Annotated in this window: 14 protein-coding genes and 1 tRNA gene; 9 read left to right on the top strand and 6 right to left on the bottom strand. The window is 67.5% G+C overall.

The annotated features are described in order from the left end of the window. Positions 1–62 precede the first annotated feature (62 nt). The 3 genes from ACIQPQ_RS22395 (at position 63) to ACIQPQ_RS22385 (ending at position 2,477) form a co-directional block, all read left to right on the top strand. Positions 63–1,094 (top strand): helix-turn-helix domain-containing protein, encoded by a 1,032-nt coding sequence (locus tag ACIQPQ_RS22395; protein ID WP_401306218.1) that lies wholly within the window; start codon positions 63–65, stop codon positions 1,092–1,094. 98 nt (positions 1,095–1,192) lie between these two features. Next, on the top strand, positions 1,193–1,573 hold the full coding sequence (locus ACIQPQ_RS22390; RefSeq protein ID WP_401306216.1) for a hypothetical protein: 381 nt from the start codon (positions 1,193–1,195) through the stop codon (positions 1,571–1,573). Positions 1,574–1,673: 100 nt separating this feature from the next. Next, positions 1,674–2,477, top strand: coding sequence for an SAM-dependent methyltransferase (locus tag ACIQPQ_RS22385; protein WP_401306214.1), 804 nt, complete (start codon positions 1,674–1,676; stop codon positions 2,475–2,477). 156 nt (positions 2,478–2,633) lie between these two features. Here the strand turns inward: ACIQPQ_RS22385 and ACIQPQ_RS22380 are convergent, their stop codons facing one another. Both ACIQPQ_RS22380 and ACIQPQ_RS22375 read right to left on the bottom strand, forming a co-directional pair. Next, positions 2,634–3,551 carry a helix-turn-helix domain-containing protein gene (locus tag ACIQPQ_RS22380; protein WP_401306212.1) on the bottom strand — a complete coding sequence of 306 codons (918 nt, stop codon included), beginning with the start codon at positions 3,549–3,551 and terminating at the stop codon, positions 2,634–2,636. Positions 3,552–3,644: 93 nt separating this feature from the next. Then, positions 3,645–3,878: a DUF397 domain-containing protein gene (locus tag ACIQPQ_RS22375; RefSeq protein ID WP_401306211.1), complete on the bottom strand. Its 234-nt coding sequence runs from the start codon at positions 3,876–3,878 to the stop codon at positions 3,645–3,647. 206 nt (positions 3,879–4,084) lie between these two features. On the opposite strand from ACIQPQ_RS22375, the gene ACIQPQ_RS22370 reads away from it, so the two are divergent. After that, positions 4,085–4,639, top strand: coding sequence for an ATP-binding protein (locus tag ACIQPQ_RS22370; RefSeq protein ID WP_401306210.1), 555 nt, complete (start codon positions 4,085–4,087; stop codon positions 4,637–4,639). Positions 4,640–5,162: 523 nt separating this feature from the next. Here the strand turns inward: ACIQPQ_RS22370 and ACIQPQ_RS22365 are convergent. Next, positions 5,163–5,474, bottom strand: a complete 312-nt coding sequence (locus ACIQPQ_RS22365) for a class I SAM-dependent methyltransferase (protein ID WP_401306474.1) — start codon at positions 5,472–5,474, stop codon at positions 5,163–5,165. A 515-nt stretch (positions 5,475–5,989) separates the two neighbouring features. Here ACIQPQ_RS22365 and ACIQPQ_RS22360 point away from each other — a divergent pair. The 3 genes from ACIQPQ_RS22360 to ACIQPQ_RS22350 are packed head-to-tail and all read left to right on the top strand — an operon-like array spanning position 5,990 to position 9,046. Continuing rightward, positions 5,990–6,706, top strand: a complete 717-nt coding sequence (locus ACIQPQ_RS22360) for a hypothetical protein (RefSeq protein WP_401306209.1) — start codon at positions 5,990–5,992, stop codon at positions 6,704–6,706. Then, the gene (locus ACIQPQ_RS22355; protein WP_401306208.1) at positions 6,699–7,682 is read left to right on the top strand and encodes an McrB family protein; all 984 of its coding nucleotides are present in this window, start codon (positions 6,699–6,701) and stop codon (positions 7,680–7,682) included. Before ACIQPQ_RS22360 ends, ACIQPQ_RS22355 begins: the two co-directional genes overlap by 8 nt. Beyond that, positions 7,679–9,046 carry a hypothetical protein gene (locus tag ACIQPQ_RS22350; protein ID WP_401306206.1) on the top strand — a complete coding sequence of 456 codons (1,368 nt, stop codon included), beginning with the start codon at positions 7,679–7,681 and terminating at the stop codon, positions 9,044–9,046. The genes ACIQPQ_RS22355 and ACIQPQ_RS22350 overlap by 4 nt, the downstream gene beginning before the upstream one ends. Here the strand turns inward: ACIQPQ_RS22350 and ACIQPQ_RS22345 are convergent. Then, complete coding sequence (locus ACIQPQ_RS22345) at positions 9,024–10,187, bottom strand: DNA methyltransferase (protein ID WP_401306204.1); 1,164 nt, start codon at positions 10,185–10,187, stop codon at positions 9,024–9,026. The two genes, ACIQPQ_RS22350 and ACIQPQ_RS22345, sit on opposite strands and share 23 nt — an antisense overlap. Positions 10,188–10,589: 402 nt before the next feature. Here ACIQPQ_RS22345 and ACIQPQ_RS22340 point away from each other — a divergent pair, with 402 nt between their 5' ends. Next, on the top strand, positions 10,590–10,847 hold the full coding sequence (locus ACIQPQ_RS22340) for a hypothetical protein (RefSeq protein WP_401306203.1): 258 nt from the start codon (positions 10,590–10,592) through the stop codon (positions 10,845–10,847). Positions 10,848–11,440: 593 nt separating this feature from the next. Here ACIQPQ_RS22340 and ACIQPQ_RS22335 read toward each other — a convergent pair. Both ACIQPQ_RS22335 and ACIQPQ_RS22330 read right to left on the bottom strand, forming a co-directional pair. Further along, entirely contained in the window at positions 11,441–11,629 is a 189-nt protein-coding gene (locus ACIQPQ_RS22335; protein ID WP_401306201.1) for a hypothetical protein, read from the bottom strand. A 181-nt stretch (positions 11,630–11,810) separates the two neighbouring features. Then, positions 11,811–11,883: transfer RNA gene (locus tag ACIQPQ_RS22330), tRNA-Ala, on the bottom strand. Positions 11,884–12,071: 188 nt separating this feature from the next. Between ACIQPQ_RS22330 and ACIQPQ_RS22325 the strand changes: the two genes are divergently transcribed. After that, on the top strand, positions 12,072–12,620 hold the full coding sequence (locus ACIQPQ_RS22325) for a helix-turn-helix domain-containing protein (RefSeq protein WP_383770053.1): 549 nt from the start codon (positions 12,072–12,074) through the stop codon (positions 12,618–12,620). Positions 12,621–12,696: the final 76 nt, after the last annotated feature.

Here is a 12,696-nt window from a genome sequence, read left to right as displayed (position 1 = left end):
GCGGTACACCGCTGCCGGACGGCCCACCGGCGGACCGGTGCGTCACCTGCGCGGCTCCGCTGGTGCAGAACACAGGCGCGGGCCGCCGTCGGCGGTACTGCGGCGTCGCGTGCCGCAGAAGGGCGCAGCGCAAGCGCCAGACGCCCGCCGCCCGGTCCGCCGACCGGCAGAGTCCGCTGGGCGGCACCATCGCCACCGAGATCCACCGGCTGGCCGGACAGCTCATGGACAGCGAGCTGCGCCGGGAGGAACTGGCGACGCTGCTGGAGCGCGCCGAGACGATCCGCAGGGAGCTGGATATCTACACCGCGGCTGCGGTGTCGGACGCCCGGCATCGCGGTGAGAAATGGGAGAGCGTGGCCCGGGCGGCCCATGTCGCGCCGGAGACGGCGCGCGCCCGGTGGGGGCCGGAGCGGGTGGCGCGGATGATGGATCTGCACGCCAACGACAAGCGGGCCGCCCCCGCCCGGTGGCGGCCGGTCCGTTCCACGGCCCCCGCGGACGGGGGTGAGGAGCAGCCCGCCGACCGCCCGGACGCCGTGGGCCCGGTCGGCCGGCTGGCCGCCGCGCTGACCCAGTTGCAGTCCGCGAGCGGCAGGACGATCCGCGAGGTGGCCGAGGTCGCGATGCTGTCCCCCTCGTACGTCTCGCGGGTGCTGTCCGGCGACCGGCTCCCGACCTGGGACCTGGTGTGCGCGTTGAGCAACATCCTCGGCGCCGACCCGGCGGAGCTGCGGGTGCTGTTCGAAGCGGCGCACGGGCGGCCGCCGCTGCCGCGGCAGCCCGTCCCCCGCGCCATCGAGCAGCTGCACGCGACGCTGCGCGGGCTGCACCGGGCCGCGAAGTCGCCGACCGCCGAGCGGATCGCGTCGCTCAGCGGCGGCAAGGTGAGCACCGGGGCCGCCCGGAGGGTGCTGTCGGGCCACGAGATCCCCGACTGGGAGGTCCTGTCCGCCTTGGTGCTCGCGCTGGGCGGCCGCCCCTCGGAGGTGAAGCCGCTGTGGGAAGCGGTGCACTACGCGTTCCTGATGGTCGACGACCCCGGTCTGCCGGACGGTGTCGCCCACGTCGCCCGGCCGGGACCGGCGGAGTGACGGCCGACCGGTCCGCGCGTCCGGCGGTCCGCCCGGGACCGGGGCGGACGGGCGCGGCCCCGCACCGGGGCGGCGCCCACCGGGTGGAGCGGGCGGCCGTGACGGCGTTCGGCGCGTTCCGTGAGCGCCACTACGAGCCCTACCTGCGGTACGCGGCGTTACGGATCGGCCAGTCCGACGCGGCGGAGCGCGTGGTGAGCGACGCGTTCACCGAACTCGCGGTGACCTGGACCGTGGCCCTGGGCAGCGCCGGGCCCGCCGCCGTCGCCTGGGACATCCTGCACGACCACATCGGCCAGGCGCTGGCCGGCCCAGGGCACCCGGACCAGTCAGACGGGCCCGCCCGCTCCCTCCCGCTGGAGGCACAGGTGCTGCACCGGCGGCTGCGGCTCAGCTCGGAACGCGTGGCCGAGGTCCTGGGCATATCGCCGGGGGTCGTCCCCGGCCTGCTGCCCCGCTCCGCGCCCCTGAAGGAGTGACAACCGGCCACCTCCCCGGCACGGCGGCGGGACTCTCCCCCTAAACTGTGCTGTCACGGCGTCAGATGACGGTCCGTCACGGTACCGGGGGGTGGCACGGGTGGATCTGCCGTACGGAGTGGACGTCTCGGTTCCGAGCGTGGCCCGGATGTACGACAGCCTCCTCGACGGCAAGGACAACTACCCCGCGGACCGCGCCGCCTGCGAGGAACTCCTCCTGCACGTGCCCAGCATGCGCGAACTCGCCCTCAACAACCGGCAGTTCCTGCGCAGGGTGGTGCACTCCCTCGCCGCCGACCACGGCATCCGCCAGTTCGTCGACCACGGCTCGGGCCTGCCCACGCGGGACAACGTGCACGAGATCGCCCAGCGCGTCGATCCGGCGAGCCGGGTGGTCTACGTCGACAACGACCCCATCGTGCGCGCCATGGGCGGCGCGCTGCTGGAGAGCAACGACCGCACGGCGGTGCTCCAGGCCGACTTCCGCGACACCGACACCGTCTTCGCCAGCGAGCCCGTACGCCGCCTGATCCGCCCCGACGAGCCGGTCGCCGCGCTGTTCGTGTCGGTGCTGCACTGCATCCCGGACTCCAGCGGGCCCGCAGAGCTGATCGCGCGGGTGGCGGAGCGGCTGCCGGTGGGCAGCATGATGGTCGTCTGCCAACTGGTCAGCGCCTCGGAGCAGGTCCGTGACTTCGTCACGCGCTTCATGGACGAGCAGACCCGGGGCCACTGGGGCCGGGTCCGCGAACGCGCCGACGTCGAGGCGTTCTGCGCGCCGCTGGACCTGGTCGAGCCCGGTCTGACCGAGGTGTCGGCGTGGCGGCCGCAGCAGGACGAGGTGCCCGCCCAGGTGACCTGGGAGTGGGAGGAGTACGGCGGCGTGGGCTTCGTCCGCCGCTGAGGCCCGCCCGCTCCGCTCCACCGCCGCGAGGACGGTGCGGTCCGGTCCGTCAGAGACCGACCGTGCGACAGAGGTCCACCAGGCCACGGGGGCCCACCGTGCGACCGGGGCGGACGGTGCGAGCGGGGCAGACGGCGCGACCGGGGCGAACCCCGTTCACTGCTTCCAGGTCCGGAGGACCTCGCGCAGTTGGGACGCGGTCTGGTCGGCCGGGGTCGCCAGGCCGACCAGGTGGTTAAGCACCGCGAGATACCGCTCCGACTGCGAGGGCTTGTCCCGGTAGACGGCGCCCTCGTGCTGCTCCAGGTAGACCATGTCGGGCAGGTACTCGTGGGCGAAGAAGCGCAGGTGCACGATGGGATGCCCGACCGCCCCCGCGGCGCCGACCGCCAGCGGGGCGATGTGCAGGCGGATCGCGTACGGCATCTCGTCCAGGAGCATCAGCAGGTGCGTGATCTGCCGGTACATGACGCCGGGGGCGCCGACCATCCGCCGCAGCACCTCGGAGTCCATCACCGCGAGCAGGGTCGGCGGTCCGTCCGCGCGGCGCAGCATCTCGATCCGGGCGCAGCGCAGCCGGACCCGCTCCTCGACCTTCGAGGCCGGAAGCGTGGGGTCCATCGCCTGGATGACGATCCGGGCGTACTCCTCGGTCTGGAGCCAGCCCGGTACCAGCTGCGGTTCGTAGGAGACGATGCGGTGGGCGGCGGGCTCCATCGCCAGCAGCGGGCGCAGGCTGGGCGGCGCGGCGTGGGCGTGGGGCTGCCAGGGGTCGGGCTTCGCCGCCTCGCTCACCAGGTCCGCGATCCGCCGCCGCTCGGCCGGGTCGTGCACGCCGTACTCGTCGAGCAGTTGCTCCACCTCGTCCGTCTTGAGGGAGGCGAGCCCGTTCTCGATGCGGCTGATGGTCGATTCGGAGGCGCCGATGCAGCGGGCCGCCTGCCGGGTCCCGATCCCCGCGTGGTCACGGCAGCGGCGCAGATGACCGGCGAGCGCTTTGCGGTGCGCGGTCGCACCCCATTCCGCGCGGTGCGGGAATCCGAGAATGGACGGCGCCTGCGGCTCGGCTGCCATACGGGGCACTCCAATCGACCTGTCCGAGAAACCCGAGTATGGCAGCCGCTCCTCACGGCCGTCAGGAAGTGGCCATAAATCTACGCTCTGTCATCAGAGCGTGAAATCGAACTCCCCGTCCTTCACGCCGCCGAGGAAAGCCACGATTTCCTCGCGCGTGTAGACGAGAGCCGGTCCCTGCGGGAAGCGGGAGTTGCGCACCGCCACGGCTCCGTCCGGCAGGGCGGCGACCTCCACGCAGTTGCCGCTCGCGCCGCTGCGGCTGCTCTTGCGCCATGTGACGCCCTGGATCGTGTCGGCGACGATGCCGTTCTCCACTCGCTGCATGTTCCTCGCCCCTCTCTTTCCCGGCCGGCGGACACCCGCTCCGAAAAGCGCGCCGCATCGGCCTCATGTACGAATACCGAGGGTCTGCAATTGCAGACCGACGCTTGCAGAAACGACGGACCGACCGGAATAGTGACGGCCGAGACGGCACGCCAGGCCCCGGGCCGCGCACGGTCTCCGGCGCGTACGGTCTCCGGGGAGGGACGATGACGGCACAGCGCGACCACGGCATCCGGCCACGGTCGACCCACCGAGCGCCCGTCGGGGCGGATCACCGCCTCTTCCGCGGCGTCCCCCCCGCCGTCCCCTCCGATCTCGCCCTGCGGATAGGCATGGGCAGCACCCCCTTCGCCGCCCGCCGGATACCGGCCGCGACGGACTGCTGCTCCGTGGCCCGGCAGTTCACCCGGCGGACCCTGCTGGGCTGGGACCTGAGCAGCGGCCTGTGCGACGACACCGTCCAGATCGCCTCCGAGCTGGTCGCGAACGCCGTACGCCACGGCCGTCCGCGCGGCGCGCGCGCCGCGGCCGACCCCCCGCCGACCGTGTGGCTCGCGCTCGCCCTGCGTCCGCGCACCCTGCTCTGCGTCGTCCGTGACCCCAGCCGCCGCCGCCCCCGCCTGACGTGCCCGGCCCCGCTGGCCGAACGCCATCGCGGGCTGCCCATCATCGACGCGCTCAGCACGAGCTGGGGCTGGACCGACGACCACGGCCCCCACGGCAAGTCCGTCTGGGCCCGGCTCACCCTGCCCCCGGCGTGAAAAGACCCCCCTGACCGCGTTCCCGCAGGTCAGAGGGGTCTTCTCGATGTGGAGCCTAGGGGAGTCGAACCCGACAATGTTACCTTCCTGAGCTGCGAGAACGCCGCCGATCCTGGACAAACACCCCGTTTGCATCCTCCTGTATCCGGCTCGTTCCCCCCTCGATCCGGCACCCGTGCTGACGTGTCAGCACGGACACGCCGGCGTTCGCGTTTGGCAATGACCACCAGTAGGGCTCCTGTTCAAGGAGGCCACAGGGGCGGGTAGGTAGCTGTTTGCAGGGAACATCGACGGACCTGCTCCATCGGCGTGATCATCAGGTCGTCGCACTCAGGGATCCGGGCAGGGCAGCTCTGCATGGAGTTGTCGACGATGATCAGTGCCACCGTTATGAGCGTGACGGGCCCGATGCTTAGCGTGCAGCCCTGCATGTCCCAGTGCGTGCTTCACCCCCTGTCGAGGTCAGGCCGGCGATTCGTCCACGTGCTCGGGTCGGCAGGCCGGGGGCGTGCCGCAGCGTGGCTCATCGTGGGGTGGGTGGTGAGGACAAGGCATCGGCGATGACGACCGTGCCGTCCAGGGCAGTGATCCGGCTAATTTCGGGCTGCCCTTGGTGTGGGTTCTGCCGGCGCCGAAGCGACGGGGTGGATACGCCTAGGCTCAACAAGTGCTTACTGAGGCGCAGTTGTTCCGCGCGGGCTTGCAGCCACCGCACTGCTGTTGTGGACGCGGCAGCGTGGTTGATCATTTCGGCGCATGGGTCGATGCCGATGACCAGCACAGCCGGGTATAGGCAGGCGTAGGAGCGGGTGAGTCGACCGGTGCCGCATCCGATTCCCAGGATGTGGGTGGGAGTAAGAGCGCACCGGCGGGTGTGACGATCGGCAGGCGTTGATGAAGCCGCAGCCTCGGCCGGTCACGCGCCCGCCTCGCCGACATGATCGAGCAGTGCGGGGTTCCGAAGAACAAAGAGGCACCCGTGTGCGTCGTGTCCACAGCACAAGAGCGAGGGCCGCGGCGCCGGGCAGGCCGCAGGTCTCGACGATTCCCGGGCGCGTCCAAAGCCCCCTGAAAATACCGGAGCGCTGAGGCGTTCAGGGACAGCCGACCCCGACGGTTCCGTGGCCCGGACGCTGAGCTCCCCATGTGCGGCTGTCGGTGTCGCCCACGCTGTGGCACCGGTGTCGCATCGGGGTCATCGGTCGACGCAGGCGTTCCCGGAGGCCAAGTCGAGGGCGCGTCCTGACCGCGCACCCTGGCGTCCTGTCCGCAGGCAAGCACGTGGATCTATCGATCTACGTTTCCCAACAAGTTGACCGGCACGGAAACCCGTTAGGTACGTTGGCTCACGTGAGTGAGACGGAAGAAGCACCAGCGCAGAGCAGAGACCCGCTGCTGGAGGAGTCGACGGCGGTCGTAGAGGACACCCACAACCGGCACGTGCTCACCAGGGCGGCAGTCATCGCTGGGATCGGCGCGTTGAAGGCCCAGCGCATCCACGAGCACTTCCCGGCCTACCTTCAGCTACGCAAGTTGGCCGTTGCCTCTGGCTCTCCGACGAGCATAAATCCTGACTGGAAGGAGGTCAGCGATCTGCTGAAGATGCCCGGTGGGCCGCCAACCAAGCCGCACTACAGGCCGTTCAGTTCGGTCAATCGCAGGGATGAAACAGGTTACTGGTATAACCGCAACCTTGCCGGGAGCTACGCCCCGAAGTCGATGAGGGCGACCTCGAGCTTCATGCTCAACGCGAACGGCGACGACTACGCGCTTCCCACCGATCACGCCCAGCAGGCCCTAGACAGACTACTGAAGGGGACGAAAGTGCCTGCTTGGGCGCTGGCGACCTACTACCTGCGCAACTACGGCTTCGTTTTTGAGGGCGAGGGTGGTTACGACGAGTTGATCACCGCCTTCAGAAAGGAATTTGGCTTCGAGCAGGACACTGATTTCGACGTGATCTTCGAGGACAACGAACCGATTCAGTTCACCGGGCCCTGGTTCGAGCTGTTCGATCAGGCGTCCGGCAATGAATCCGACCATAAGGAAGGCGCGCTCAATGACTGACGTGTCCCTGATTAAGGGCCTCCGGGAGTTGAACGCCGACGACCTGGATATCGGGTACATCGCGCGTGCTCAGGCGTCACATGGGTCCAGTGCCCCGGACGCCCCGCTGCTCCAGTCTGACGATCCCCGGTTGGAGACGATCCTCAGGCTTCTACGGCGCTTCGGAGGCGTGATCCTCAGTGGCCCGCCCGGCACCAGCAAGTCGTGGTTGGCCGGGCAGATCGCGGATAAAATGACGGGTGGCGATGGCAGCCGTCGAGCCGACATCCAGTTTCATGCCTCGTACCAGTTCGAGGATTTCATGGAGGGCTATCGCCCGAAGAAAGATGGCAGCGGGTTCGAACGCCGCGACGGGGTCTTCCTCCAACTGGTGCGGAAAGCACATGAGAATACTGACGACGCCTACGTGCTCGTCGTTGATGAATTGAGCCGCGCGGACGTTGGCCGCGTGTTCGGCGAGGCGCTGACCTACATCGAGCGGAACAAGCGTGGCCAGCGGTTCAACCTGCCGTCCGGTGAGACCATCTCGATCCCACTCAATTTGTTTCTGATTGCAACGATGAACCCACTTGACCGCGGTGTTGACGACGTGGATGCGGCATTCGAACGCCGGTTTGCGAAGGTCGATATGCCGCCCAGCCGGGGACTGCTCGAGCAAATGCTCGACGACAACGGCTTTCCCAATGGCAACATTCATCGGCGCCTGCTCGGCTGGTTCAGCAAGATCAACACCCGTGCGACGCAGACGCCGGCCGCTGCCGTGGGTCACGCGTATTTCGCTGACGTGACCGATACAGAGACCCTTCAAGAGGTCTGGGATTACCAGTTGAAGTACCTTGTCGCCCGGGCATTCAAGAACCTTCCCGAGACGCGCGATGAGATGGTCAATGGCTGGGCAGCGATCTTCGATTCGCCTGACGACGAGAGTCAGCCACCTGTTGCCGAGGAAGCAGGATCGAAGGCCGAGGCGCCATGACGGTCGTAACGCTTGACCGGCTCACGGAGCCGAACCGGACCGTAATTCCGTGCTCGGAGTATGGGCCGATCAACGTAGCCCCGGAGGACGTTATCGGGCACGACGGACGCCTTGCTCTGGCTCCCGGTGTTCTGAACCACTACGTACGAGTTGACTTCAAAGACGGCCAACTCCGCCTCTCCGCCAAAGGCGTGGTCGGTTTGATGCCGCTCACCGACCGCATCGCGATCCAGGTGCGCCCGCGGTTCCCGCTCCGGAGCCTCACGCACATGGTGACCGTGGCTGGCTATGCCCCAGCAGTGCTGTCGGCATTGCGTGAGTACAGGTCGACCGATCAGTGGAGTGACTGGCTGCTCGACGTAATGGCGGACGCGCTGCTCGATGTGATGGACACCATCGCCCTTAACGGATTCCTCCGTACCTACCACCGCCGCACCGAGGATGGGTCCTACCCACATGGCCGCATCGACACGACGGCCACCATGCTTCGGTTCGCGGCGCGCGGCATAAACCATCGTGCGCAGTATTCCTGGTTCGAGCGGACCATCGACAACCCGCCAAACCGCTGCCTGAAGAGCGCGGTCTCACTCCTGCACAGCCGTTACGTCAACGCGCCGCGCCATAAGGGCGTGCGTGGACGCGTAGCGAGGCTCGCGGAGGCACTGCGACTCCTCGAACACGTGGCACTGGAGAATCACCCCGCCAGTCTCGATGACCCGCAGGTGCGCGGCGAATCCCCCATCCCCGAGACGCGGTCCTACTACCGGTCAGCGCTCGATCTCGCCGTCGCAATCCTGACTCGCCGCGGGATAAGTCTGGACGTACCTACCGGCGACCTCACCATGCCAACGCTGCTCGTGAAGACTGAGGACCTCTTCGAGAAATTCGTCCGTGTCAGCCTTCGGGCGGCACTGGCCGACCATCCGAACCTGGCGGTCCTCGACGGCAACCAGGAGCCTGGCCGCCTGCGGCTCTACGAGGACCTGCCAGAAGCCACGAGTCAGGTCTTGCCGGATCACGAAGTGCCGACAACGAGCGGTGAGCCGCCATACGCTGAACCCGACGTCGTCTTTCGCATGGACGACGGCACTCACCCTGTGGTCGCGGACGTGAAGTACACCAACGTCAAGGGCTTGGCCGCGCGCTCCGAGGTCGAGCAGACAGTGCTCTATGGCCTCCGTTACAGGGCTCCAGTCGTGATGACCATTCACCCGCGCCGAGCTGGCGCGAAGAAGGGTCTCCACGTGGCCGGACGCATCGGCTCGGTGGTCGTGGCTCAGTATCGGATCGACCTCGGTGCCAGCGATCTGGAGGCGGAGATGGAGGAGATGGGTGCGAAAATCAGCGAACTGATCGCTTTGTAGACTCCTTCGCCTTCCCCTGTTTCGGAACCTCTGTCTCCTGCGCATGCGGCACCAGGTCGACACCGATCGCGTCCTGGCCCATGGCAGTTGCGGTCTTCAGTGTGGTTCCGGTGCCCATGAATGGGTCAAGAACTACGCCGCGGGCCGGCGTACCGTGGCCGCAGTCGGTCCAGCCCGCGGTTGCCTTCTTGGCAAAGGTGAATTCGCGGAAGTAGCCACCGAGGACCGCCTTTGCTTCGGCAGCAAGCTGCTGTACTTCCTGGGAATTCCGCCCGGTGCCAGACTGGAACTTGGTCGCCTTACCGACGTCAGAGATGCCGGTCGCTTGGACCGCGCGAATGTGGTCGGGCGTCAGCCCGTGCTCCTTCGCCAACTCCATGGCACGTCGAGCCTGTGGCCTCTGCGGATCGAGTTGGTCGGTCCGCTCCAACACGCGGGTGCGAGGCTTGACGCAGGTGGAGCAAACCTGCGGCGGACAGCCGAGCATGACGGCGCGACGCACCAACTCCTGCGGATATGGGGCAAGGTGGGCACCCATGTTCCGCTCAGGCATAATCTTCCAAACGTCACCGGGGTTGGCGCCGTTGCCCATATATTCGCTGTAGCCGATCAGGTCGTAGTAGTAGTTCGGCTTCAAGGCAAGGTGAATGATGTATTCGTGGCGGTTTGCGAGCCGGTTCTTAGCGGGTTCCGGCATGCCGCTGTCCTTAGTCCAGATGATCCGGTTGCGGATCAGCCAGCCGCGCTGTACTGCGGCGAACTCCAATAGTCCAGGGATACCCATGAGGGACCGCTTGTGATAGGTATCGCCGACGTTGAGAAAGATCGAGCCAGTCGGGCGGAGTAGTCGCTTCCACTCGTCTAGACATTCCATCATCGACTCGACGTAAGCCTGCGGTGTCGACTCCTGACCGATCTGATCCTTATGGCCGTAGTCACGCTTCTGCCAGTATGGAGGCGAGGTGACGATCACGTCGACCGAATTGTCCTCCAGTCCGGTCCGACGGGCGTCCCCAATGACAACCTCTGCGTTGGCGGGCGGGAGATTCTCCTCCCAGTCCTCCAGGCTGCTGACACCAACCGCCGACAGGTTCCGCGAAATGACGGGCTCCGCGTCATTAGCCTCAAGAGCCAGGGACACTCTCTTCTCCTTCTACCGGGCCAGCCTTCAGTCTGGTGCAAGCGGTGGGGAATCACGTAGGCACGACGCGCATCTCCGCGCCTCACACACCCGCCGGCAGGGACACTAGACGCGACCACTGACAATAGCCGCCTCGAGGTCGCCTGGCGGACGGGGCGGCCCCGATCGGACGCTTCCAACACTTCACACGGCGAGTCTGCCGCCAGCGCGGCAGGGGATAAAAGCCCTCTGACGGTCTCCACGAGATCGCGAGCCGCGAGGACGGAACAGTGAGGTTTACAGCCCCGTCAGAGCAGCCAGGAAACCGTCTGGTCGCGAGGTCAATCAGCTGTGCACCCACTCCAGCATGTTAGCGCGTTAACATACCGTACGCAAGCGCGCTAACGGTAGGATGGCGTCCTGATGACCCCCGAGACCGAACTGAAGCGCGCCATGCAGGAGGCCGACCCACGTAAGCGCGCCGCGAGCCTCGCCGCCCTGCTCGACCGGTTGGGGGCACTGCGCAAGGACGTACTGACCGCGCGTGACGCTACCGCGAGGCAACTCCATTCGGCCGGTGCCAGCGGTGCGGAGATTCAGCGTCTCCTCGGAATCTCCCACGGCAGGGTCAGCCAGATTCTGTCCGGCTGGGACGAGCACCGCGGCAAGGTTGCCGATTAGGCGCCCGGCGCCTCGTCGTCTCAGTTTCCCGAGCTGCCGGCTCGTCCTGGCTGCATGGGCTGCGCGGCACGTACCTTCGCATACAGCGGGTGGCGGATGTCACCAAATGCGAGTACTGGTCCGACGCCCCCACGCTCGAAGCTCGGCGACGGCAGGCTCCTCCGGCACTTCGCGCACGTCCTGCAGCTCCAGCTTCACTCTGCGGGCCGCCTTCATCCCCCGTCTCGAGATGATGGGGGCGTGTCAATGGCCCCCGCCGAAAGTTAGCGACCCTGGTCAAGTCGCCGATCACTGCCAGGGCTGGATACAGGCATCGTCAAGTCGAGGAACAAATCCCAAAGCGCCCACACCAGCGAGTCCAGCAGATCCGGCGAGTCCTCCGTCTCACCCTGGCTGACGAACGCCGTCATGTGCTCCCTCAGTTCCGCGTACACCCGAGCTGGCCGCTGGCGCGGCCCGTGCCCGCTCGCCCCGGGTGGCGTGGGAGATCCGCCATGCCACCCGCGGGCGACCTGCTGCAGCAGTACCGGAAGGTAGTCGCCGCCGTTGTTGGCCTCGATGGCCACGCAGTCGGCCTGGTGCTCGTGGTATAGCTATGCCGCGCGCTGCATCGCCTGCATCGGCGTGTGCCGGCCCTGCTCGCAGTCCATCACGTATCCGCGTGGCCGGTCGTCGCCGTACAGCGACTCCACCGGCCAGCCCCGGCCGGCCACGGTGAAGGCGATCAGGCTGGCGCTCTCGTGGGACTTCGTCGCCGGGTCCACCGCGATGACGACAGACACAGCCCAACCCAGGCTGCTCCCCAGACAGCAAGAGCCTAGGGGAACCACGGGGAGACAAAGGGCTGGCAAACCTCGAAGAACCGAGGCCTATGAAGGAACCGTCAGCACCGCCGTGCTGACACGTCAGCACGCAAAAGCCCCTCAAAACCACGTTTCCGCAGTTCAGAGGGGCGATATCAAGTGGAGCCTAGGGGAGTCGAACCCCTGACATCTGCCATGCAAAGACAGCGCTCTACCAACTGAGCTAAGGCCCCGGAGGGATGGCGTCCGGCCGGATCGCGGAGACGCATTCCGGTGGGTGCCGCGCACCAGAGTACCGGGTCACCCCCCGTATCCCGCAAAAAGATTGGGGGTCCCCGCGGATGACCACGCTCCGTAGGATGCTCGGCGTGGTTCGCTGGAGCGAACCGCGGTTTTCTGGGGAAGCGATGGGGAGACGCACATGGATGCCGCACAGCAGGAAGCGACCGCGAGAGCGCGGGAACTTCAGCGGAACTGGTACGGGGAGCCGCTGGGGGCGCTCTTCCGTAAGCTCATCGACGATCTCGGCCTGAACCAGGCCCGTCTCGCGGGGGTGCTGGGACTCTCGGCTCCGATGCTGTCGCAGCTGATGAGCGGTCAGCGGGCGAAGATCGGCAACCCGGCGGTGGTGCAGCGGGTGCAGCTGCTCCAGGAGCTGGCCACCCAGGTCTCCGACGGCAGCGTCAGCGCCGCCGAGGCGACGGAGCGCATGGACGAGATCAAGCGGTCACAGGGGGGCTCGGTGCTCAGCAACACCACGCAGACGACCAGCGGTTCGGGGGCACCGACGGTCAAGAGGGTCGTGCGCGAGATCCAGTCACTGCTGCGGTCGGTGGCGGCGGCCGGTGACATCATCGAGGCCGCCGACACCCTCGCCCCGACCCACCCCGAACTGGCAGAGTTCCTCCGGGTGTACGGCGCCGGACGCACCGCGGACGCCGTCGCGCACTACCAGTCCCACCAGAGCTGAACGGTCCCGAGAGAGCTGACCAGTCTCACCGGAGCTGAACGGTTCCACCGGAGCTGAACCCGGGGCCCCGGCGACC

The sequence above is a fragment of the Streptomyces sp. NPDC091281 genome, assembly GCF_044757425.1.
Classification (GTDB): Bacteria; Actinomycetota; Actinomycetes; order Streptomycetales; family Streptomycetaceae; genus Streptomyces.
Note: the sequence above shows the minus strand (reverse complement) of the source record. Positions and strands in the feature narration are given on the sequence as shown.